This window comes from uncultured Gemella sp. (assembly GCF_963525875.1).
In the GTDB taxonomy this organism is placed as follows: domain Bacteria; phylum Bacillota; class Bacilli; order Staphylococcales; family Gemellaceae; genus Gemella.
Genome location: NZ_CAURMG010000026.1, coordinates 1 through 23,591 on the forward strand (window position 1 = coordinate 1; position 23,591 = coordinate 23,591).

Consider the following 23,591-nt stretch of genomic DNA (forward strand, 5'->3'; position numbering starts at 1 on the left):
AAACTTCTCAGATAAGAATAAGGAATATATTAAGAACCTTTATGATAAATTCAATTTAGATTCTGTATTTGGAAGAAAAGAAGTGATGGAAGTTACAAAACTAAAAACATCAAGAGCATCAGAAATAATCAAAGAAATGCTAGTACACCACATTATCGAAAAAGTAGAAGGTCAAGGAAAAGGAAAATATAAATTTAGAATAGAGATAAATTAATAGAACTTACAAAATGATAAAAATAAACGAATTCGAAGCAAGGAGAAATCTTTGTTTCGAGTTTTTGTATTAAAATGTAAAAGCTGGACTTTCGTAGATAAAAAAGTGGACATTGGAAAATAAAACTGTACTTTGATAGTTAAAGGAGCGGACATTGGAAAAAAACTGTACTTTGATAGTTAAAGGAGCGGACATTGGAAAATAAAACTGTACTTTCATGGTTGAAAAAGTGGAAATTGGGGAGTAAGATTGTACTTTAGTAGCTAGAAGAGTAGATAATTGAAAATATTCAATCAATGAAGTATATATTTTTAGAAATGTGAGTAATACTATTGACATACGTATAAATACGTAGTATAGTTAAAGTGTCAGGAGGTTAATATTATGCCGATGACACAAGAAGAGATGGTTAAACTGTTGAAAAAGTACGGTTTTACTTTATGTAAAGGCGGAAAAGGATCTCATATAAAAATGAATAAACCTGGACAGAAAAGACCAATCATTATCCCTAAAGGTGAATTGAATAAATTCACAGAGAAGGGAATATTAAAGGATGCTGGATTATTATAATCCAGCTCCGTATTAATGAGGTGATATAATGTTAGTAAGTTATCCAGCTATTTTCTATTTTAATAAAGAAAATGAAGAAAAAGAGATTTTTAATGTATATTTTCCAGATTTGAAAGGAAGTGGGACACAGGGGATAGGTATAGCAGAATCAATGAGTATGGCATCAGACTATTTGGGATTAGCTCTTAGTGATTGTTTGGAAGATGGAGAAAGATTACCTAAGTCGAGTAATATAAATGACTTGTCAATAGAAGATGATTTTCCTTTTAAAGATGATGCTGAGATGAAGGATTATTATGTTCTTAATAAATCATTTGTTTCAATGGTTGTAGTGGATTTGAGAGAATATTTAGATAGTAGCACGTTAATAAAAAAAACATTATCTATTCCTAAATGGGCTAATGATGTTGCAGTAAAATATAATATTAATTTTTCACAATTATTAACGAATGCTATAGCAGAAGAAACTATTAAGTATAAGTAGAAAATATGAGATTGCAATTCTTGAAATGTTTTATAACTTAAATCTAAAAAATAGTTTGAAATGTAGAGAAAAATATTAAATAAAGATGTACCCAAAAATAGAGTTTTTAATCATAATTTTTAGTACATCTTTTTTATATGGGAGTGACTCAAAAATCGTGATTTCGTAGAAATCGATTTTGTCGAGTCACCCCCGCAAAGTTTATTAGATATCTAAAAAGCTTTTATAAAGCGAATTTAGATATCAATAAACCACTGCGTCTATGAGTCATCATATACACTTTTTTAAAAATTAGGACTTTTGGATCAGTCGCTTCTTCACAAACTTAACAATTTCAGAAATAGCTTTTGATGCTTTCTGGAATTGGGAAAGAAGGGTATGTGAGGTTTAAGTTTTTACCGATTTCGAATTCAGTCTTAACATTCGCTTCACGAAGTTTTTAAGCTAATAATGCTATGTCAGGATTTAGGAGTTCACGAGTTCCTGAGAACGACAATACTTTTGGTGAATTTTTGATCTTACCGTATAATGGAGAAACCTAGATACCCAGCATAGCTACCGATTAGGACAGGTAATGTTGCGACAAGCGAAGATACTGAAACAACTTTTTTATTAAATTTTCCCATTTTAATCTCCTCTTATTTACATAGATGTAAGTGTATTATCTATTTACTATTATAGAGTATCAGTAACTAAAGTGATCGTAAAAATAAAAATCTGAAGAAATGGAATAAGGAAAAATTGAAAGTTGGAAGTAGACTTCCAATTAATGGTAAAAATTAAGAAAGTTGGAAGTCTACTTCCAATAAAATTTTAAGTTTCGTAAAAAACATTGTAATATTTATATTATTAAATAAAAAAATAGGAGTTCCCTTAAAATCAAATCTGTTAAGGGACTCCTGAAAGTTTATTATTTAGTTGGTGTTATCTGATTAAATAGTAATTATTAATAAAAGCATTCACGATATCACGAAGTTGTTCTGATGATAATCTTTTTATAGATGGAACAGAAATAGTCGCCAGCTCTACTAAATTATCAATATGTTTTTCCGTAAAGTCTTCTTGGTTAATATTCTCAGTGTTATGTGAAAATAGGATGAATAATTTACCGATTTCCTCGTGTTCTACACCTTTCGTATCACATGCTAAATGGAATGAAGGTTCTTCATTAAATCTATCTTTTAAATATTCATTCACTTCGTATAAAGCTGATTTCATAATAAAGTGACTAGAAAGGAAAGCAGGATCTTCAGAATATTTCTTTTGTTTCACGTCAAAAGGAAGACCGCCTTCATTAACAGCTTTTGCTAAAAATATATTAATTGCAGTTTCTATATTTAATCCAAGGCTAGAGAATACAGCTTCAGCCTCTTTTTTTATATTATCGTCAATAGTTAAAACAATTTTTGATTCACTCATTTATAAACACTCCTCATTTTTAAGTTTATTTTATCGTAGAATAAGTTATTTTACAAGAGGTATTTAGACGAAATGATAAAGAAAATAGAAATAACAATAAAATTCAAACAGAATTGAATATAGTATCAGAAAAATCCATATTAAGTGTGGTATAATAATACTTAGCAACAAACGTGATTAATAGTATGGAGAGGATTTTTATGAAATTAGAATTATTACAGAAAGCGATAGAAGAAGAGAAAAATGTATTTTCAGAAGTTAATAATGCAGCATATAGTTTAGAACCTGTGTCAGAAGAAAGATTGGTAGAAATCGCAAAAGAGGTAAATGAACAGTTAGGATATCAACTGTACGATAAACTAGATAGGGAAAGTTTAATAGCGGACTTCTCAACTACATCAAAAAAACTATATAAACATACTCTAGAGAAGTCAAAATTTCTAAATGACAGACTAGAAAAAGCATTAATAGAGCATAGTGATGACATACTACTAGATGTAGTAAAAGCACACGAGAACTTCGATTCAATGGAAACATACGAATTATACACACTAGCATTCGAAGTAAATGAAAAACTAGGATATAGATTATTCAGAGATATTTATTCATACAGCTTAAGACGTGACTTCGAAAAAGTAGCAAAAGCAGTAGAAACATACAAAAAAGAAGGTAAAATAACGAAGTTTATGAAGTAGGAAGTTTGGTAGAGGTACTGAAAAACAGGATAAAAGCATTACGAAATTATTTTATAATTATAAAAATTAATATCATATTCAAATTAAAAAATTAATGGGGAATAAATTATGCTTATATTGAAAAAGATTAATAGAAATAATATAGGGGAGATTCTAAAATTAGAGGTTTTTGATAATCAGAAAAGTTTTGTAGCTACAAATAATAGTAGTATCATAGAAGCGTATATAGTAATTACTGAGAATAATGATGTATTTACATTTGGTATTTATAAAGATGATACACCTATTGGTTTTCTAATGATAGGGTTTGATGTGAATTCAGATGATGAATGTGCTCCAAGAATAGCTAAAGGAAATTATAATATATGGCGTCTTATGATAGATAAAAAATTCCAAGGGAGAGGATTTGGTAAAAAAGCAATGGATTTAGCTTTAGAATTTATTAATACATTTCCTTGTGGAACAGCAAAATATTGTTGGTTATCATATAAGAGTGATAATGCTGTAGCACGATAACTCTATAAGTCAGCTGGTTTTGTAGAAACTGATGAAAAAGACGGTGAAGAGATAGTAGCTATTATGAAGTTATAGAAGAGATAACTCTTTTCTTAGTTATCTAATACTTAAGACATAAAATAGTTTTAAGAAGATAGAAAAAATAGATATTTAAGTATCGAAAAGTTAAAAAGTAAATGTTAATATCAGGAATAAGATGTCTATTTTGTAAAGGTGACACGAAAATATTTATTACAAAAAACATTTTTTTAATCGGTAATAGCCCTCCAAAATTTGTCAAAATTTTGGGGGCTATTACTACATTACGGTTCATATTTCAAGATCCTTTTCACTTTTAGTATAAAATATGGAGGGATTCTATGAACTACAAACAAATAAGAAATACATTGGAACAAGTGGCAAATGAAAATAATGGAGATTTTGCTAAGTCATTAATTAGATTTGAAAAAAGGTATTAATGATAAAGTTGCATTGGATAAGTTATACTAGAAATATATGTAAAATTATAGTATGAGATTATAGAAAGATGAATTTGATTAAAATTGATTGATGAACATAGAGAAGATTAGAAAAATAAAGAAAGTGTATTAATAGAAAGGAAGATAATGAACTGGTGAATATTGTTGGGAATAATGTGCGTGAAATTGAAACAATTTAAAGAGAATAAAAGAATGAAGAAACCTTAAAAATAGTTAATTTTTCGGTTGTATCTAAAGTTGATGTGGAAAATAAGATTTATAAAAGTTTATGTATGTAAGGGACATTTCGAATGCCTTTAAGCAAGATGATTTTATAAAACTATTTGGTCAGGTAAGAACACCTATTGACGATGACGGAAAGGAACATTCTAATCTTAGAATCCTAACGTTTAAGCTTTTAAAATTAAAGTAACAGATGAAGAAATAAGAAGAAATGAAAGAATCTGTACTTTAAGCAATAAAGAAATATTAAGCTGAAGAAAAAGAAAAGTTTATAGAGAAGAATGTAGCTTCGAAAGAAGCTGAGAGATAGCATATGTTAAGTGGTTTCGGACTGTACAGATTATTATTTAGTGGAAAAACAGTTCGAGAAAAAAGAAGATAATACTACAAAAAGTTCTAATATTATGTTATAATGGGAATAAAATAACATTAAAATGGATAAGATTGGAAGGTAATCATGTCTAAACTAAGCTATAAAAAATTATTTAAGAAATTAATAGATGTAGAAATGAAAAATATTGAGCTTATGGAAAAAGCTAAAGTGAGTAAAAGTACATTCTACAAAATAAAAAATGGTGAAAATGTTACTACTGATGTATTGATTAGGATATGTGATGTATTGAAATGTGATATTTCGGAGATTGTCGAGTATGTAAGTATTGAAGATGGAGGGAAAACGGGTGTCTAAATTTACAGTTTTAGATTTATTTTCAGGAGCTGGTGGGTTATCCAAAGGATTTTTAGATGCTGGTTTTGATGTTTTACTAGGAGTAGATAATGATAACGCGGCTTTAAGCACTTTTGAGTTAAATCATAATGGAGCAAAGGCACTATCTTTGGATTTGTCTGATAAAAAGGTATTTAAAGATATAGAAAATATCATTGGGAATAGAGAGCTAGATGTAATTGTTGCCGGACCGCCATGCCAAGGGTTTTCTTTAAGTGGTCCTAGAAATTTTGATGATGAGAGAAATAAATTATATTTAGCAGTAATTAAAACAGTAAAAACTTTTAAACCTAAGGCGTTTATTATAGAAAATGTGCCTGGAATGGCAACGTTGTATAACGGAGAAATAAAGGACGAAATATTGAAACGTTTTAAAAAGATGGGATATAACATCAGTTGTAAAATTCTATGTGCTGCTGACTATGGAGTTCCTCAAATGAGAAGAAGACTTATATTTATGGGAGTTAGGAAAGATATCGGAGAACCCCATTTTCCAAATCCGACCTATGATGAGAAAAACTATATAACATGTAGAGATGCAATTAGTGATTTACCATCAAGAGAGTCTGAATTGGGTGAAAATACCGATATATATATTGATCTTCCAAAGACTAAGTATCAAATTAAAATGAGGGGAAAATGTAAAGTTCTAAGTAATCATGTAGGCACGAATCATACTACACTCGTAAGAGAAACAATTGCATTAGTTCCTGAAGGAGGTAATTATAAAGATTTACCTGAAGGATGGGGTGAGAGCCGAAAATTTAATGAGGCTTGGACTAGATATGATGGGAATAAACCATCGAAGACTATTGATACAGGACACCGAAATCACTTTCATTATAAGTACAATAGAGTACCTACAGTGCGAGAAAATGCCAGGTTACAATCTTTTCCTGATGACTTTGTATTTTTAGGTACAAAAACTCAGCAATATAGACAAGTAGGAAATGCGGTGCCACCATTATTAGGGTTTGCGTTAGCAAATGAGTTGATAAAAATACTAGAGAAAGAGTTTAAATAATGAGTAAAAATACAAATAAAATAAAATCAATAGATTTATTTGCTGGTTGTGGTGGTTTAATGGATGGTTTTGAGCAATCTGGGTTTTATAAGACTTTAGCTGCTGTAGAATGGGAAAAAGCACCTTGCGAAAATTTAAAGATTAGACTTAAAGATAAATGGAAATATCATAATTCAGAAGAAATTGTAATGCAATTTGATATACAAAGGACAGATGAACTCTTTGAAGGATGGAATGAGGACAAGTATGGAACTTCAAAAGGGTTAGATTATATAGTTAATAAAAATAGTGGGATTGATGTAATAATTGGAGGTCCGCCATGTCAAGCTTATTCTATAGCAGGAAGAGTTAGAGATGAAAATGGCATGAAAGATGACTATAGAAACTATTTATTTGAAAGTTACTTGAAAGTAGTAAAAAAGTATAGCCCGAAATTGTTTGTATTTGAGAATGTTCCAGGGTTGTTAAGTGCGAAACCAGGAGATAGAAATATTGTAGACATTATAAAAGAGCAATTTGAAGAAGCCGGTTATTCTATTTTAGAAGATTTAAAGAATGCAATCATTGACTTTACTGAATATGGAGTTCCACAAAATAGAAAAAGAATAATTATAGTTGGATTAAATAAATCATATTTTTATAATAGTGATGAAATTTTGAAAGAATTTTACGAAACAATATTACCGAAGTATAAATGGACTAGAAAAACAACTGTAAAAGATGCAATAAGTGATTTACCTAAGCTTTTTCCATTGAATCATGACATAAAATTTAATGGAAGGAGAACATCATATACTTTGCCAGAACCTTTTATACAAAATCATGTTGCTAGGTGGCATAGTGAAAGAGATAAAAAGGTTTTTGAGCTTTTAACAACAGATATAGAAAGTGGTAGAAATGAATATGTTTCTACCGAAAAACTCAAAGAATTATATATGCAAATTACAGGAAAAAATTCAAATGTACATAAGTATTATGTGCTGCGTTGGGACAAACCAAGTAACTTAATACCGGCTCATTTATATAAAGATGGATTAAGACATATTCACCCAGATTCTAGCCAATTAAGAACATTGACTGTTCGTGAAGCTGCAAGGTTACAAACTTTTCCTGATGATTATATTTTTTATGGTAGCAATACGGAAACATACAAGATGATAGGGAATGCTGTTCCACCGTTGTTTTCAAAAAAATTAGCGTTAGCATTGAAAGAGTTTTTAGATAAATATGATCAGGGAGGTAAATGATGGCATACACAGCTAAAGATGCGGTTCAAACATTTTTGAACTATATAAACTTGAAAAAAAATTTTGAGTTTATTCCTGAAACTAGTAATAGAGGTTTGATTTTAGACAAGGATGATGAAAAAGTAGTAATATTTGTTTATCCAATTAGCCATAAAGCAGATGATTCAAAAAACTTTTTTGATACAAGAGATAGTGGTGCAAAAGAACGTGGAGTTGCCTGGAAATATGCACTTGAAGAAGATTTGAAATACTTTTGTGTGGCTGTTCATGATAAAGTAGACAGATATAAAGATTATATTTTCAGCTTGGAATCAAATGAGTCAATTATAGCAACAGTTTCTGGAACTCTTGGGGGAAAAAGAAGTGGTACAGGCACTCAAGTTGTCATTCCGAATGATTTTGCTCCTAAAAAAAATATTGAGAGAATTAAGACTAGAAATAATTTCTATATAACGGCTGTTCATAAAGATGCATTCTTTAACTATTTAAAGGTGTTTGATAATAGACCGTATACTCATGAGTATGATATAGAAATCTTAAAAAGTTTCTCGCAAATTGAACCATATTATGAAAAATTTGATTTATCAGAAGAATTCACTAGATACTTGGGAACTGATGATGAATCTACAACAATAGTGGGCTCTCTTAGAGGAAAGCTTTTTAATAAAATTAAAAAAGAAATAGGAGATATTGATATTTATAGTATCTCAAGCATAGATAAGTTGTCTGGGATTATAAAAAAACTAAATAGTTCTTATAACTATAAAGAAATTAATAAAAAATCTCAAGGGAAAATTGACTATGCATTAATTATGTATAAGAAATTCCTGAATTGGAGAAATAAACAACATCAAAGGATATTCTTTGGTGCTCCTGGTACTGGGAAGAGTTATGAATTAAACAAAGAGGCAAAAGAATACTTTGGAAATAATTATGAACGTGTAACTTTTCATCCAAATTATATGTATGGAAATTTTGTCGGTGCCTTCAAACCATTTCCTAAAGTTTTAAAAAATAGTGATGGAACTGTAAAGAAAGATGAAGATGGAAATATTCAAGAATCGATAACGTATGAGTATATCCCTGGTGTCCTTATGAGACAACTAGTTAAAGCTTTAAAATGTCCAACACAGGATTATTTGCTTTTAATAGAAGAAATAAATAGAGCGAATGTTGCTGCTGTATTTGGTGATGTTTTTCAATTATTAGATAGAGATGTATCTGGGGAGAGTGAGTATTTTATTGCAACATCAAAGGAACTACAAGAATTTTTAAAAAAAGAATTTACCGATTGTGAATTAGAAAAAAAAGTCAAAGAAAAATTAGGCGAAGACTTTGGAAGATTGTATTTACCAAATAATCTATATATTTGGGCAACAATGAATAGTGCTGATCAAGGGGTTATGCCTATGGATACAGCATTTAGAAGAAGATGGGAATTTAGATATTTAGGAATTGATGATGCAGCTGAGTCAAATAAAGAAGATTTTGAAAGATATAAATTCAAAATAAATTCTTCTGAAGTGGTTAATTGGGATTTGTATAGAAGAGAGTTAAATAAGAAGTTGTCTTCGCTAAACATTCCTGAGGATAAATTGATTGGGCCGTATTTTGTATCCAAAGCGACTTTAGAAGATTCTGATTTAGATAGATTGACAGAAACTATTAAGAATAAAGTTTTGATGTATTTATATGAAGATGCAGCTAAAGCATATAGACCATTGTTGTTTGCAGAAGGTAAATATGCTACTTACTCAAGTGTTTGCAAACATTTTGATGATAATGCCTTGAACCTATTTAAGGGGAATATTGAAATAGAAACTCAATTAATTGAGACGAACCAAGTATACGATTCCAGTAAAAAAGATAAAGTATCTATTGTTGCAGAAAATAAGGTAAAGTATGAATCTTAGTGTAGGGGGAATTTATGTATATAGCAACAATGCAAGAATTAAAGCCATATTCGTTTTTCGACTTACAAAATGAATTTAATGCGAGTGAAGAAGAACTAAAGAACATATTAAAGTCTCTATCTTTGATGAATATTGTAAAAAAGTTATCAAAAGATGTATCGAAAGTAGAATTAGAGGAATTACTGGAAACAGATAGTTTAGAAAAACTTAATACTGTACTTGAAGGAAATATCTATGTGTTTAAGTATGTTGGAATGCTTGTTATAGGAAATGTGTGTTTACTTATTTACCCTAAATATGCAGTTTCTTATTTTAATGATTCAATAAATAATTTTCAAAAATTTAAGCAATTAATATCTGTAATTAGAAAGTATCAATCAAAAGAGCAAAAAATAGGTTTTAGTAGTCAAGTAGATGTCGATAATTTTAATTTATTATCAATAGCATTAGAACTGATTTACAGCTATTACAATCATGGACTTTATAGTAATGATAAACAAATTATTGAACAAAATGGATGCGGGGAGATTTTGTGGGAGAAAACTATTAATGAAAGCACAGCTTATTTTTCGAATGGATTACCGATGTATCTAGATACATTTGCAGTTAATCAAGAAAATAATGAGCAGGATTATTTCCGAAGATTACATGCATTTATTTTGTCTGAAGTATCTAAAAAGCTCAAAGACATTTTGTGCATACTCGATATAGAGACTATAAATATAAGTTCAGAGAAAAGAGAGCATTTTGGTAATAGCGAGTATATTTTGTATCGTTTAAATCAAGAGATATCTTCGCAATTTGTCACTTTAAAGCAAAATATTTTGAATTTGTTAAAAAAGTATATTGAAGAAGATTCGGGTAAAGATTCATCTACAAAAATTTCTTTTGTTGGAACAAACAGCTTTAATTTAGTGTGGGAAGATGTATGCTCTGAAGTTATGGATGATTGTATGAATAAATCTATTAAAGAACTTGGTTTAAGTTATTCTAAGAATCCAAAACAGTCTGCATTAATATCAGATGTAATTGCTAAACCGAAGTGGAAGCATAATAATTCTGGAAATGTCCATGTAGCAAATAAAGCATTGATTCCTGATATTGTCACAATAAAGGGTAATAAATTATCTATATATGATGCTAAATATTACAAGATTAAGCTGGATGATAAAGGTGTTGATAAACAACCTGGAGTAGGAGATATAACGAAGCAATATCTATATGAACTAGCGTATAAGGATTTCGCTAAGGAAAACAAATTGGTGATTGATTCTAATGCTTTTCTTATGCCGACCGATGGGAGAGAAGAAAAAAAGATAGGAACAGTAAGCATAGACATATTTTATGGTTTAGGAGATATTCAACTTCATGATATAGATGTTATTTTGAAACCATGTGAAGAAATGTATGAAATTTATTTAGAAAAATAAATTGTAGGAAGGGGGAGCAATATTGGAAGTAATTGATTTTGAAGAATTTAAGATTTACACTGAGGAGGATAAGTATAGTTTTTTATATGCGAATTTTGATGATGAGAATAAATTCTTGACAGGATTAGTTTCGTATATTTTTGATGAAAAAAATTTGCTCCTCTATTCTGAACTAAATACAGGGATAGAGTTCACCCCAGGTAAAAAAGAGTATGTAAAGCTTTATAAAAATATTCAATACTTCTTGAATGAAGAGTTAATGAAAATACCAGTAGTCGATTTAGACGTTGAGTTAGAAAATATATTAAGTGAAGAATATGAATGTCTTAGAGACTCTGATGGTAAGTTCTTAATAAAACAAGATAAAATTGGAAAAATTGGGGAATATATTTTTCATTTAATATTAACAAGATATTTCGGATACAAATGCATAATCCCAAAATTCCGTACTACAACAGATAGAAATATGAGTGCATTTGGTATTGATACATTATTTTATGATGATGAAAATAGTGAAATTCTATTTGGAGAAGCAAAATTTTCAAAGAAACTAAGTAATGGAGTTTCCTTGGTTAATCGATCTTTGAAAGATTATGAGCAAAATATAAATGAAGAATATTTATTGGTTTTATCAAATGAAAACTATAACTTAAATTCAAGCTTTTTGAATAAGTATAAAGATACAATTGAAGTCTGTAGAACTTTCGGAGATTTTATTAAGGAATCAAATATAAATAGTGTTATAATACCTATTTTTATTGCTCACGGTGATGGAAATAAAGAAAAAGTAGAAAAGTTTTTAGATATGCTAAATAGAGTTAATTCCAATAAAATGTTAGGGTTAGAGACAAAATATCTGTTAATTTCTTTACCAGTAATTGATAAGGAAAAATTTGTTGATTTTGCAATCAGAATGGCGGTGAATAAAGCTCGTGAATACGAAAGTAAATAATGCACAGGTGTATAGGGAAAATTACATACTTGAGTTAAATAATGTAGATAATAAAACGGAATATGAAAAATTTCATGCAGATTCTTTATTTAATCTGGGATTAACAATGTATTCAAGAGAATATTCATTCAAGTCAGCAATTTATAATGGATTTGCTTGTAGTCATATTGATGATAATTTATCATTACATCCAGAGCAAATGCGAGTTTTAAATCTAATTAAAAGTCATAATGGTCTTATCTTTAGTGCGCCAACAAGTTTTGGAAAAACGTTTGTTGTATTTGAATATATAGCAAGAGAACAGCCTAAAAATGTTGTTTTGATTGTACCAACACTAGCACTAGTTGATGAGTATAAACAAAAAATACTCAAAAAATATAGAGATTCATTTTTACAGTATAAGATTTATACAAGCATTGATATTGAAAAAGAATATGATTTTAAAGAAAAAAATTTATTTATTTTAACTCATGATAGAGTGGTAAATGAAGACGTAATTTCGATTTTTTCAAAAATAGATTTTTTGGTTATTGATGAGGTCTATAAGCTTAAGACTGATTTTAATAATGATAGAGTATTGATACTGAACTTAGCATATAAATTTCTAATGGAAAAATCAAGAAAGTATTTACTACTAGCCCCTTTCTTAAAAGAAGTCAGAAATATTGATAAAATAGAAAATAAACCACTATTTTTTTCAAGTAACTTTTCGCCTGTTGTAAACAAGGTTATAGAACGAAGAATTTCTGATGAAAATGATAGATACTTAGAAACTGTAAAAGTTGTAAATGAACTGGAGAATACCAAGCGACTGGTTTATTTCCCCACAGTATATTCGCTCAATAAATTTTTATCTGGAACATTTGAATTTAATATTAAAATTGGTAAAAGTAGAATTTTAGATGAATTTATTGAGTGGGCTTCAAGTGAAATACATGAGGAGTGGTCAGTTTTAAAGGCACTAAATAAAGGTATTTTAGTACATCATGGTCAGTTACCTTTAGGAATAAGGATGCTACAATTAGAACTATTTGATAATATAGATAGTGGATATAATATAATGCTATGCACATCCACGTTATTGGAAGGCGTTAATACTGCGTGTGAAAATATTATTATAACAAAGCCTGCAAGAAATAAAACTGAATTTGATGCATTTGATTTTTTTAATCTTGTAGGGAGAACAGGAAGACTTTGTCAATATTATTTAGGGACTGCATATTATATACGTGGTACTGATGACAGAGAGTATTGTAAGGAAGAGGCTTTAAAGTCTATTGAATTTGAATTAACTGACAACAGTATTGATATGGATATTAATTCCGATAGATATAATGATCATCCTGAGTTCTTAAGCTTATTAAAAGAGATGGAAATATCGTATGAGGATTATATAAAGCATTTTGCAACACAATTTAGATTTTCAACAATAAATGCCATGTATAGTAGGTTCAAACAGAATAAAAACTTATTATACAAGGCAATTAATGATATGCTCGCAAGTGATAAACCAACAAAATTAGGTGTTGTGAGGGAGCTTTATAAAATTATTGAAAATGATTCAGAAAGATATAATCATAAGATTAAAACGTATATCATTAATATTTTAACATATAAGCAATCAAAAAGTGTTAGGGCTACTATTGAACAGGTTCGTAAAGCATTCAAGTTAAATTTAGATTCTATAATAAGTGAAGTTTTAAAATTGAAGAATAGTTATATAGAATATGATTTCTATAAGAAAACGGAAGCTATTTTGTATTTTATGGAGTTGGATAATGCGTCAGAGTATATAAAAAAGCCTATCGAAGAAGAAATACTAAGAGTAATAGAGAATAAGTATTTTATGCATTCTCCAGGTAAAAAAATATTAAAAGACATGGGGATTTATGATAAGGATATAAATATAATTTCTAAAATTATTGGTGAAAATATACGTTCTGTTGATGAATTGCAAAGTAAAATACAAGAAAATTACAAAAAAGTTATTCCCAAGATAAGTGTTATATCAAGGTTTATAGTTGAAAAAATGATAAGCTGAGAAAGTTATCTATCTATCTCCTTCTATATATTTCTTATAATTGTTCTGATCTGATTTAATTCTTTCGTATTAAATTTTACAGAAGAATACTCTAACATTAGGATATTCTTAATTTTTTGAAGAAATTCTAATCTTTTGTATCGTTGTCAACCCCAACCATTAATTATTTTTAATATTTCACCAAGCTGAAATTATTTATTAAAATGCTGATATTAAAGTTTTTTTAATCCGTTTTCAATTTGGCAAAATTCATTTTGCCTACTTTGATATTGTTCGTTGACTAGGCAGAATGTATAATGAGTTCATAAGATAAAAGTAAAAAACAAAAGGAGATATATACTTATGAGCGAAAATAAAAGTAGTTTAAAAGTTTTAGTTCAAAAAGTCGGTACTGCTCTTTCAAGTATGGTAATGCCTAATATTGGTGCATTCATAGCTTGGGGATTAATTACTGCATTATTTATACCAACAGGATGGATGCCAAACACAAAACTTGCGGCATTAGTTGCACCAATGATATTCTTCCTATTACCACTATTAATTTCTTATTCAGCTGGTAAAAACGTTCATGATGAACGTGGAGGAGTTGTAGCGGCGATTGCTACTATGGGTGTTATTGTTGGAACAGTGACAATCACTGAAAAAGGTTTAAATGGAACACCAATGTTCCTAGGAGCTATGGTTATGGGACCTATCGCAGCTCACCTAATGAAAAGATTTGACAAAGCAGTTCAACCAAAAATTAAAACTGGATTAGAGATGTTAGTAAATAACTTCTCAGCTGGTATTCTTGGATTTATCTTAGCTATTTTAGGATTCTTTGGTATTGGACCTATTGTTAAAGTTATTACTAATGCACTTAGTGCTGGAGTAGATGTGATTATTAATGCACATTTATTACCACTTGCTAACGTGTTTATCGAACCAGCAAAAATCTTATTCTTAAACAATGCGATTAACCATGGTATCTTAACACCAATCGCAACTGAACAAGCATTAAATACTGGTAAATCAGTTTTATACTTATTAGAAGCTAACCCTGGTGTTGGATTCGGTATCTTATTAGCTTACATGTTCTTTGGAAAAGGTTCTGCTAAAGCTTCTGCTCCAGGTGCAGCAATCATCCACTTTATCGGTGGTATCCATGAAATCTACTTCCCATATATCTTAATGAAACCTGCATTAATCTTCGCAGCTATGGCAGGAGGAGTAAGTGGTACAGCAACATTCCAACTATTAGGTGCAGGTCTTCGTGCTCCAGCATCACCAGGTAGTATTTTAGCAGTACTTGCTCAAACAGCAACTGGAAGTTACTTTGCTGTAGTAGCTGGGGTAGTAGTATCTACTTTAGTAACATTCGTAATCGCTAGTATCATCTTAAAACGTGATAAAGGTGAAGGAGATTTAGAATCAGCTCAAAGCAAAGTTAGCAACATGAAAGCTGAATCAAAAGGTCAAGATGTAGCAGTTGATACTGCAAGTGAAACTTCTTATGCTGATGTTAAAAGAATTATCTTCGCTTGTGATGCAGGAATGGGAAGCTCAGCAATGGGTGCTTCTATCCTACGAAACAAAGTGAAAAAAGCTGGACTTGATTATGAAGTAACAAATGTAGCGATTAGAAATCTAAAAGAAGAGAGTGGATTATTAATCGTAACTCAAAACGAATTAACGCCAAGAGCGAAACAAATGAATGGAAAAGCTCTACACGTATCTGTAGATAATTTCCTAAACAGTCCAAAATACGATGAAATCGTTGAGAATTTGCAAAAATAGATAAATAACTATATAATATTTTGTGAATAGATACGGTAGTGTTTATGACTTCTTCTTAGATAAGGCGATATGCATTACTAAGAGGAAGTCATATTTTATTATAAAAGGAAGTTTTGGATATTTTTTGAATGGAGGTTATATGTTTAACGAACGTGAAAAATTAATATTACAAGTTTTGTTAAAAAATACTGATGAAGCGCTTAGTATAAAAGAGATTGCTAAGGCTACAAAAATTAAAGAACGAACACTCTATAGAGAAATTAAAAACTTAGAGAGTTCATTAAATCAACTTGGAATAGATTTAACGAAAGAAAAGTCTAAGTATGTACTAAAAGGTGATTTATCTGAGTTGGATTCTTCATTATTTGAAGTTAGTTTTGAAGATTATGCGTATTCAACTGAAACTAGATTGAATTTAATATTATGCTTCTTAATTCTTAGTGAAGATACTTCGATTAAAGATATCTCTGAGAAACTGATGTTAAGTTATAATACTGTTGCGACTGCAATAGGCACTATCGAAAAGATTTTATCTGATTACAAGTTGGCATTGATTAGAAAAAAAGGACATGGTATTGAAATAGAAGGTAGTGAAATAGATCGAAGAGTACTTCTTATTTCATTGTTGTGTAATGAGATTAGTGATGAGGAATTTTTCACTAGACTAAATGACCGTAGTATATTATCAAGTAATCCATTCATAAAATTCTTGAATTTTGACTTTATAAAAAAGGTATTTTATCAAAATAAACATCTTGATGTGTTTAAAATATATACTGATTCTAGTATCAAGAAAATTCTTATAAGTTTAAATGTGGTGTTTCTTAGAATGTCATATCCAACTGATATTAAAGAAAATATTACGAACCAAGAATATGATAGTATAAAGTCATTACTAATCGCTTCTAAAGATATTATTGAATTTGATATTACAGATGATATAATTCAATTCCTTATCAAAATATTAAAAACTTGTCGTCTAATTGAACAACTTTCATATTTAAATGATAAGTATTCATATACATTAGTATATAAGATTAGTCTGTTGATAAAATATGTTTCTGAAAAAATGAATGTAGACTTCACGCAAGATACGAATCTTTCAAGTGGTCTTATCGCACATGTTGAATCGGCTATAAAAAGACATCAGATGAACTTAACAGAGGAGAATGATGAATTACAAGATTTTGTATTGAAAAACTACAACGAGCTATATCTAGTGATTAAATCAGAACTGTTAGTTGTGTTTGATGAAATTATGTTTAATTCAACTGAGTTAAGTTATATCGTTATACATTTTGCTTCTAGCTATGAACAAATTTATAGAAAGAACTTTATTCGTGCTCTAGTAATATGTGCTAGTGGTATTGGAAGTTCAAAAATTTTAGGTAGTCAGATTAGAAAGAATATTCCTGAAATAAAAAATCTAGAATATACAATTCCTAGTAAGGTAACTAAATCTTTAGTAAACAATTATGACGTAGTAATATCTTCAATCGAATTGGAACAAGATGTCGATTACTTATTAATCCCGACTATACTAAAAGAAAAAGATATAAACTTAATTCGTGAAAAAATATTATCTAGTAGAAGTTTCAAAAGAAATAATACTGTTAAAAGAGAAAATATTGTCAATATTGATAGGTTTAGTCGTGCGTGTCGAATTATTTTAAAAAATACTGAGTATGTTGAAACAGCTAGCGTAGCTAATTATGAAGAAATATTAAATGGTATTTTAAAGGATTCAACACTAAATATTACTAACAAAGATGAAGTCTTTAATAGTTTGTTAGAAAGACATACTAAGAGTTCTGTAGTTATTACTAATACTAATATAGCTCTTTTCCATACTTTAAATAATGATATCGATGAACCATTTGTTATTATTAGTTCATTAAATGAAGGTATCGTTATGAAGGATGCGATGGGTAAAGATCAGAATGTTGATAATTTTATAGTGATGGTTAGTCAAAATCAACAAGAATTCACAGATTTACTTAGTCAGATTAGTATTGCAATATTAGATGATGAGGTATTTATTAAAGCATTATCTAGTAAAAATAAAGACTTTATTACTACTAAGATTGAATTAATCTTGAAAAATTATATTTTACATTTATAGTTATTATAGCGACTTGGAAATTAATTTCAGGTCGCTTTTTGTAATTAATGAAGTTGATATATAGTCATATTATAAAGTTATTAATTGATAGAGAAATTGTTTGTCAATTTTTATAACTCTATTTTGGCAAAAAGTGTTTCGCCGACTTTGATATTGTTTAGAAGGATAACTAAAGGTATAATTAACTTATAAGAGATAGAACAAGAAACTAGAAGGAGAAATGAAGATGAATTTAACAAAAAAAGATATTAGATTAGGACAAGAAATTAGTAATAAAGAAGAAGCGATTAGAAAAGCAGGAGAAATCTTAGTAGAAAATGGATATGTAGATAGTGATTACATCCCTGCTATGTTAGAAAGGGAAGAAATCGTATCAACTTACATGGGGAACTTTATTGCGATTCCTCACGGAACAGATGAAGCTAAAAAATCAATTAAAAGCACAGGAATTTCTATTATTCAAATACCTGGAGGAGTTTCTTTTGCGAATCCTGAAGATACTGAAGATAAGATGGTATTCGTAGTATTTGGTATAGCTGGTAAAGACGGTGAGCATTTAGAATTATTATCAAAAATAGCAATCTTCTGTTCAGAACAAGAAAATGTTATAAAATTAGTAAATGCAGCTACTGAAGAGGAAGTTATTACTTTATTATCAGAAGTTGAATAATTAAAAATAAAATTAGTAAGAAGGTATTACAATGAAAAATTTACACTTTGGTGCGGGAAATATCGGACGTGGATTTATTGGAGAATTATTAAATAAATCTGGATATCACATTACTTTTGTAGATATTAATAAAGATGTTGTTAATGATTTAAAACACCGTGATACATACACTATTAGAATATTGGATGAAAATATTGAAGAAGTTGAACTTAATAACTTTGATGCTTTAAATATCGCTGAAGAAAAAGAACAACTTTATACAGCTATAGGTGAGGTAGAATTAATTACTACTTCTATAGGTCCGAATGTTCTGCCTATCATAGCAAAAGATATCGCAGAAGGATTAAAATTAAAGGTTGAGAATAATAATACTAAATTATTAGATATTATCGCTTGTGAAAATATGATTTCTGGATCTGATTTTTTAAAAACAGAAGTATTTAAACATCTTTCAGAAAAAGAACAAGAGTTTGTTAATAAATATGTAGGATTCCCAAATTCGGCAGTAGATAGAATCGTACCGGCTCAAAAACATGATGATGTTCTTCTAGTTGAAGTGGAGGAATTCTGTGAATGGGTAATAGAAGCGGATAAAATTAAAGTAGAAAGTAATAGAAATATTGAACAAGTACATTATGTAGATGATCTTAATCCATTTATTGAAAGAAAACTATTTACGGTAAATACAGGGCATGCAGCACTAAGTTATATTGCGAATTACTTAGGTATTGAGTTAGTTTCAGATGGTGCTAAACATGCTGATGTAAGAAAAGATTTCATCGCTGTATTAGAAGAAACTAGTGCATTACTTGAGAAAAAATGGGGATTCAATAAAGAAGAGATGGAAGCTTATAGAAATAAAACTATCAAACGTTTCGAAAATCCACGTATTGTAGATAATGTCTCTAGAATTTGTCGTACTCCTATAAGAAAATTAGGTTATAATGAGAGATTTATTAAACCTATTAGAGAAACAGAAGAACTAGGATTATCGAACAGTGCTTTACTAAAAGCTTGTTCATATATTCTTACTTTTAAATCTGAAGAAGATGAACAATCTATAAAACTTGAACAATTAATTAAAGATAAAGGTGTTATCAAAGCTTTAAGTGAAGTAACAGAATTAACAGATACAACCTTATTAAATAAGATTAAAGAAGGTTACGAAAAATTAGTTTAATAATATATACAAGTATCTCAATATAAAAATTATGACATGACGTGTATATATAAGAAAGAAATAGTATGTATTATTAGCAGTTTTTATACAAAATAATAATCGAAAGTCTTTAGAATAGTGATTCTAAAGGCTTTTCGCCTTGTTTTATAAAATTAATAAAAAAATTGTTGTAGTTATTGACACTACTACTAAAAGTGTTATCATTATAACATGAGTTAATAATAGATTAAGAAAAAAATATAAGTGGAATAAAGGTGGTCATTTTAGTGATTCAGATTTACGAGTAGCTAAAGCTTTTGTTTGGTGTATTGAAAACTTATGTTAAAATAACTTTAGTTGATAAGTAGAGAAACTGGAGGATTAATAAATGAAAATTGAATTATTAAAAGCAACAGAATCTGATATTAAAGAAATATAGGAAATGCAGGTAGAAGCGTTTAAGAGTCTATTAGAGAAGTATCAGGATTATGATATGAGTCCAGCGACAGAAAGTTATGAGAATGTTTTGTATAAATATAAACAGCCTTGGATTAGCTACTAAATAATGAAAAAGTTGGAGTGGTTAGAGTCATAGATAAAAAAGATGGCAGTAGAAAACGTATAGCCCCCATCTGGATTATGCCTGCATTTAGGAATCAAGGACTCGCTCAACTTGCTATGAGAGAAGTAGAAAAAATATATGGCTCACATCATTGGCAACTAGATACAATATTACAAGAACAGGGTAATATTTATTTATATGAGAAGTTGGGTTATAAGAGAACTGGTGAGATTGAGAATATAAAAGACGGAATGGATATAGTGTATTTTCATAAAGATTAAAAATATATAGTTTAATCAGCCTATTTCCTTTCATTTTATTCTTTTTCACGTTATAATAAAATTACTATTACTAGAAATTTTCGGAGGTAACATATGAATGAAGTTATTAAAACGATGCTAGAACATCGTACGACTCGTAATTTTGTAAAAGGTAAAGAACTAGCAAAAGAACATCTTGAGCAAATTATCGCTGGTTCTAAGCAAGGATCTAGCTGGATGAACGGTCAACATTATAGTATTATTGTAACAACAGGTGAAACTAAACAACAAATTGCAGATTTAATCCGTGAAAAATCACCTGGTAATGCGGTTCATATCGAAAATTCTGCGGCGCTTTTACTGTATTGCTTAGATTATACTAATATTAAATTATCATTTGATATTGAAGGTGGAGAGTTTGATATTTCTAATCAATACGAACCTTTACTTATCGGGACTTTAGATGTTGGTATAGCGATGCAAAATTCCGCTTTAGCTGCTGAGTCTTTAGGATATGGAATCGTGTATTGTGGTGGTTTAAGATATTTTGGCGATAGTATTTCAGAATTATTGAATATTCCTGAGACTGCTTTATTTGTATGTGGTCTAAGTATTGGAGTTATAGATGAAGAGTTATCAACAGAAAAAGTTAAGCCTAGATTACCAGAAGCTGCTAATGTAGGGTATAATGAATTCCCTAAATCAAATGTAGAAGTATTAAAAGAATATCGTCAAACTATGGAAGACTTCGCAGAAGCACGTGAGACAAAAACATGGACTAAGAAATTCGCTGACTTCTATGCACAACCTTCAGGAATAGAAAAAGTAACTAAAAAACTATTAGAAAAAAATGGTTTTGTTAGTGAGAAGGAATAAAGAATAAGATTAAATTAGAAAACCGCTTATGTAGTTGCACACTAGATAAGCGTTTTCATCTAACAAACGCCTTTCTTAATTTTCATATTGTTATCATTAGATTTTCATGATATATTTTAGATAGTGGAATATAAGTATTATTAATGTTTAGTTGCAAATTTATTTTTAATTTCTATTTTATAAAGGAGGCTCTTCTTATGAAATATAAAAAATTCAAGTTAACAGCTTCTATTTTATCATTAGGTAAATTTAATAACCACATTTTTAGATCTGAACAAGCTATACAACAATTTTATTGGCAAGATAAAGGTATTGACGCATATTATCATATAAGTAAAAGTATAATGAGCTTAAACTACGTATCTTATGTTGTGATTTAATCATGCTTAATAAATTTTATAACATAATAAGCTTAATACTTTTTCCTATTTTATACTTTTCTTATATAAAAAACACATTAAATATAAACATAAGTCAAGATCATATAAAAACCTTTATTATATTATACTTAATAATGATCCTAAGTATAATTATTGAATATTTGTATACTAAGAAAATGAAAAATAAAAAATAACAAATTAATTTAACAAAAAATGGACATAAGATAGAGTTCAGATATATAGACGCATAAATAATCGCCACATATGTATTTTAATAATATATATGTGGTGTTTTTTGCATTAAAAAAACACCTATGAAATTTCATAGGTGTTTTACAGAGCAGAAATTAATCTCTCTGGGAAAGTTACCAGTAGAGCATATATTTTTATATCTCTAAGATAATATTAAGTATAATATATGCTTCAAAGCTTGTCAACAAAAGGGTTTATGAGCTTTTTTTCTTTTTTTAATTTTTTTCAAAAAAACTATTGTCAAAAAAGGTCAAACATGCTATAATTTATTTAAGGTCAAAGAAGGTCAAAAAAGATAAAACTTAAATATACTCCATAAAACCTTTTAGTTTATTGAGTATTTAGGTGTATATTTTGAAGAGTGTTTCTATTATTAGAGATACTGATCAACGAATTAAAATACCTTTTGATCTAATAATTTAATCAAAGGAGATTTACAATGGATATTAATAGTTTTACTAATAGTGTGAAAGAAATCTTAGCGAAATCTTCCGAATTTGCAACTGAGAAAAAAAGTCAAAGTATTACGAGTGAGATGTTCTTAAAAGCGGCTCTTACTGGTAGTAATTTATATAGTGATATATTAGGAAGAGTAAATGTTGATAAGGCGAATTTAACTCATGAGTTAGATAACGAGATTGAAAAGGTAAATAGTGTAGAAGGAGATAATATCAATTACGCTAGTTATCTAAGTAATGATTTGAATGCTTTATTAATAGAAGCTAATAAATATAAAGAGAAATATGAAGATAAATTTATTTCGTGTGAACATATCGTTCTTGCGAGTTATTTGAAAAATAGTATAGTAAAAAAATATATCGATAAGGTGACTACGTTAAAAGATTTAGTAGCTGTTATCGATAATATTAGAGGAGGTAAAAAAGTTATGAATGAGAATCCAGAAAATAACTACGAAGTTCTAGAAAAATATGGTCGTGATCTTGTAGAAGCTGCACGTAGTGGTAAAATTGATCCTGTGATAGGACGTGATGAAGAGATAAGAAATGTAATTAGAATTTTATCAAGAAAAACAAAAAATAATCCAGTGTTAATAGGGGAACCTGGGGTCGGTAAAACTGCGATTGTTGAGGCACTGGCTCAACGTATTGTACGCGGTGATGTACCTGAAAGTCTTAAAGACAAAACTGTATTCGAACTTGACCTTACTAGTTTAGTTGCAGGAGCTAAATATCGTGGTGAGTTCGAAGAACGACTAAAAGCTGTATTAAAAGAAGTTAAAGAACAAGATGGAAAAATTATTTTATTCATCGATGAAATTCACATGCTTGTTGGTGCTGGTAAAACTGACGGAGCAATGGATGCTGGTAATATCTTAAAACCAATGCTTGCTCGTGGTGAACTACACTGTATCGGTGCTACAACTCTTAATGAATATCGTCAATATATCGAAAAAGATTCTGCATTAGAACGTCGTTTTCAAAAAGTTCTTGTTAAAGAGCCTACTGTAGAAGATACAATCTCAATTCTACGTGGTCTTAAAGAAAGATTCGAAGTTTACCACGGTGTGAAAATTTCTGACCGTGCGATTGTAGAAGCTGCTGAATTGTCTAACAGATATATTACTGATAGATTCTTACCGG

Annotated in this window: 20 protein-coding genes and 2 pseudogenes; 21 read left to right on the top strand and 1 reads right to left on the bottom strand. The window is 29.2% G+C overall.

What is annotated here, in order from left to right; genetic code table 11:
• The 3 genes and pseudogenes from RWQ73_RS05665 to RWQ73_RS05675 all read left to right on the top strand — a co-directional run.
• A pseudogene (locus tag RWQ73_RS05665) lies at window positions 1-214 on the top strand (cell filamentation protein); the annotation flags it as partial.
• A gap of 384 nt (window positions 215-598) precedes the next feature.
• A complete protein-coding gene (locus RWQ73_RS05670; protein WP_204644245.1) occupies window positions 599-784 on the top strand; it encodes a type II toxin-antitoxin system HicA family toxin in 186 nt (61 codons plus the stop codon).
• A gap of 28 nt (window positions 785-812) precedes the next feature.
• On the top strand, window positions 813-1,268 hold the full coding sequence (locus RWQ73_RS05675) for a type II toxin-antitoxin system HicB family antitoxin (RefSeq protein ID WP_314407207.1): 456 nt from the start codon (window positions 813-815) through the stop codon (window positions 1,266-1,268).
• Between the two features lie 924 nt (window positions 1,269-2,192).
• Here the strand turns inward: RWQ73_RS05675 and RWQ73_RS05680 are convergent.
• Window positions 2,193-2,687 carry a type II toxin-antitoxin system RelB/DinJ family antitoxin gene (locus RWQ73_RS05680; RefSeq protein WP_314407209.1) on the bottom strand — a complete coding sequence of 165 codons (495 nt, stop codon included), beginning with the start codon at window positions 2,685-2,687 and terminating at the stop codon, window positions 2,193-2,195.
• Between the two features lie 200 nt (window positions 2,688-2,887).
• Here RWQ73_RS05680 and RWQ73_RS05685 point away from each other — a divergent pair, with 200 nt between their 5' ends.
• The 18 genes and pseudogenes from RWQ73_RS05685 to RWQ73_RS05770 form a co-directional block, all read left to right on the top strand.
• The gene (locus tag RWQ73_RS05685; RefSeq protein ID WP_314407210.1) at window positions 2,888-3,382 is read left to right on the top strand and encodes a hypothetical protein; all 495 of its coding nucleotides are present in this window, start codon (window positions 2,888-2,890) and stop codon (window positions 3,380-3,382) included.
• 108 nt (window positions 3,383-3,490) lie between these two features.
• A complete protein-coding gene (locus RWQ73_RS05690; RefSeq protein WP_314407212.1) occupies window positions 3,491-3,898 on the top strand; it encodes a GNAT family N-acetyltransferase in 408 nt (135 codons plus the stop codon).
• A gap of 359 nt (window positions 3,899-4,257) precedes the next feature.
• Window positions 4,258-4,849: pseudogene (locus RWQ73_RS05695) on the top strand (DNA-binding protein).
• Window positions 4,850-5,056: 207 nt separating this feature from the next.
• Window positions 5,057-5,287: a helix-turn-helix transcriptional regulator gene (locus RWQ73_RS05700; RefSeq protein WP_314407213.1), complete on the top strand. Its 231-nt coding sequence runs from the start codon at window positions 5,057-5,059 to the stop codon at window positions 5,285-5,287.
• Window positions 5,280-6,350: a DNA cytosine methyltransferase gene (locus RWQ73_RS05705; RefSeq protein WP_314407215.1), complete on the top strand. Its 1,071-nt coding sequence runs from the start codon at window positions 5,280-5,282 to the stop codon at window positions 6,348-6,350. Before RWQ73_RS05700 ends, RWQ73_RS05705 begins: the two co-directional genes overlap by 8 nt.
• Window positions 6,350-7,597, top strand: coding sequence for a DNA cytosine methyltransferase (locus RWQ73_RS05710; protein WP_314407216.1), 1,248 nt, complete (start codon window positions 6,350-6,352; stop codon window positions 7,595-7,597). Before RWQ73_RS05705 ends, RWQ73_RS05710 begins: the two co-directional genes overlap by 1 nt.
• Entirely contained in the window at window positions 7,597-9,510 is a 1,914-nt protein-coding gene (locus tag RWQ73_RS05715) for an AAA family ATPase (protein WP_314407217.1), read from the top strand. The genes RWQ73_RS05710 and RWQ73_RS05715 overlap by 1 nt, the downstream gene beginning before the upstream one ends.
• A 14-nt stretch (window positions 9,511-9,524) precedes the next feature.
• Window positions 9,525-10,940 carry an LlaJI family restriction endonuclease gene (locus RWQ73_RS05720; protein WP_314407218.1) on the top strand — a complete coding sequence of 472 codons (1,416 nt, stop codon included), beginning with the start codon at window positions 9,525-9,527 and terminating at the stop codon, window positions 10,938-10,940.
• 22 nt (window positions 10,941-10,962) lie between these two features.
• Window positions 10,963-11,892, top strand: coding sequence for a Hachiman antiphage defense system protein HamA (locus RWQ73_RS05725; RefSeq protein WP_314407219.1), 930 nt, complete (start codon window positions 10,963-10,965; stop codon window positions 11,890-11,892).
• Window positions 11,873-13,933: a DEAD/DEAH box helicase gene (locus RWQ73_RS05730; protein WP_314407221.1), complete on the top strand. Its 2,061-nt coding sequence runs from the start codon at window positions 11,873-11,875 to the stop codon at window positions 13,931-13,933. Before RWQ73_RS05725 ends, RWQ73_RS05730 begins: the two co-directional genes overlap by 20 nt.
• A gap of 342 nt (window positions 13,934-14,275) precedes the next feature.
• On the top strand, window positions 14,276-15,709 hold the full coding sequence (locus RWQ73_RS05735; protein ID WP_314407223.1) for a PTS mannitol transporter subunit IICB: 1,434 nt from the start codon (window positions 14,276-14,278) through the stop codon (window positions 15,707-15,709).
• 139 nt (window positions 15,710-15,848) lie between these two features.
• Window positions 15,849-17,831, top strand: a complete 1,983-nt coding sequence (locus RWQ73_RS05740; RefSeq protein WP_314407225.1) for a PTS sugar transporter subunit IIA — start codon at window positions 15,849-15,851, stop codon at window positions 17,829-17,831.
• Window positions 17,832-18,057: 226 nt separating this feature from the next.
• Complete coding sequence (locus RWQ73_RS05745) at window positions 18,058-18,501, top strand: PTS sugar transporter subunit IIA (protein WP_314407227.1); 444 nt, start codon at window positions 18,058-18,060, stop codon at window positions 18,499-18,501.
• Between the two features lie 31 nt (window positions 18,502-18,532).
• Window positions 18,533-19,681, top strand: a complete 1,149-nt coding sequence (locus tag RWQ73_RS05750; RefSeq protein WP_314407229.1) for a mannitol-1-phosphate 5-dehydrogenase — start codon at window positions 18,533-18,535, stop codon at window positions 19,679-19,681.
• A 558-nt stretch (window positions 19,682-20,239) separates the two neighbouring features.
• Window positions 20,240-20,503 carry a GNAT family N-acetyltransferase gene (locus tag RWQ73_RS05755; RefSeq protein WP_314407231.1) on the top strand — a complete coding sequence of 88 codons (264 nt, stop codon included), beginning with the start codon at window positions 20,240-20,242 and terminating at the stop codon, window positions 20,501-20,503.
• 93 nt (window positions 20,504-20,596) lie between these two features.
• On the top strand, window positions 20,597-21,358 hold the full coding sequence (locus RWQ73_RS05760; RefSeq protein ID WP_314407233.1) for a nitroreductase family protein: 762 nt from the start codon (window positions 20,597-20,599) through the stop codon (window positions 21,356-21,358).
• Window positions 21,359-21,555: 197 nt separating this feature from the next.
• Window positions 21,556-21,738 (top strand): hypothetical protein, encoded by a 183-nt coding sequence (locus RWQ73_RS05765; RefSeq protein WP_314407235.1) that lies wholly within the window; start codon window positions 21,556-21,558, stop codon window positions 21,736-21,738.
• Between the two features lie 691 nt (window positions 21,739-22,429).
• The coding region (locus tag RWQ73_RS05770; RefSeq protein ID WP_314407237.1) for an AAA family ATPase at window positions 22,430-23,591 on the top strand (1,162 nt) is incomplete at its 3' end.

Coding starts and splice junctions, on each gene's coding strand:
- RWQ73_RS05670 (WP_204644245.1), top strand. CDS start 599: ATGCCGATGACACAAGAAGAGATGGTTAAACTGTTGAAAAAGTACGGT.
- RWQ73_RS05675 (WP_314407207.1), top strand. CDS start 813: ATGTTAGTAAGTTATCCAGCTATTTTCTATTTTAATAAAGAAAATGAA.
- RWQ73_RS05680 (WP_314407209.1), bottom strand. CDS start 2,687: ATGAGTGAATCAAAAATTGTTTTAACTATTGACGATAATATAAAAAAA.
- RWQ73_RS05685 (WP_314407210.1), top strand. CDS start 2,888: ATGAAATTAGAATTATTACAGAAAGCGATAGAAGAAGAGAAAAATGTA.
- RWQ73_RS05690 (WP_314407212.1), top strand. CDS start 3,491: ATGCTTATATTGAAAAAGATTAATAGAAATAATATAGGGGAGATTCTA.
- RWQ73_RS05700 (WP_314407213.1), top strand. CDS start 5,057: ATGTCTAAACTAAGCTATAAAAAATTATTTAAGAAATTAATAGATGTA.
- RWQ73_RS05710 (WP_314407216.1), top strand. CDS start 6,350: ATGAGTAAAAATACAAATAAAATAAAATCAATAGATTTATTTGCTGGT.
- RWQ73_RS05715 (WP_314407217.1), top strand. CDS start 7,597: ATGGCATACACAGCTAAAGATGCGGTTCAAACATTTTTGAACTATATA.
- RWQ73_RS05720 (WP_314407218.1), top strand. CDS start 9,525: ATGTATATAGCAACAATGCAAGAATTAAAGCCATATTCGTTTTTCGAC.
- RWQ73_RS05735 (WP_314407223.1), top strand. CDS start 14,276: ATGAGCGAAAATAAAAGTAGTTTAAAAGTTTTAGTTCAAAAAGTCGGT.
- RWQ73_RS05740 (WP_314407225.1), top strand. CDS start 15,849: ATGTTTAACGAACGTGAAAAATTAATATTACAAGTTTTGTTAAAAAAT.
- RWQ73_RS05745 (WP_314407227.1), top strand. CDS start 18,058: ATGAATTTAACAAAAAAAGATATTAGATTAGGACAAGAAATTAGTAAT.
- RWQ73_RS05750 (WP_314407229.1), top strand. CDS start 18,533: ATGAAAAATTTACACTTTGGTGCGGGAAATATCGGACGTGGATTTATT.
- RWQ73_RS05760 (WP_314407233.1), top strand. CDS start 20,597: ATGAATGAAGTTATTAAAACGATGCTAGAACATCGTACGACTCGTAAT.
- RWQ73_RS05765 (WP_314407235.1), top strand. CDS start 21,556: ATGAAATATAAAAAATTCAAGTTAACAGCTTCTATTTTATCATTAGGT.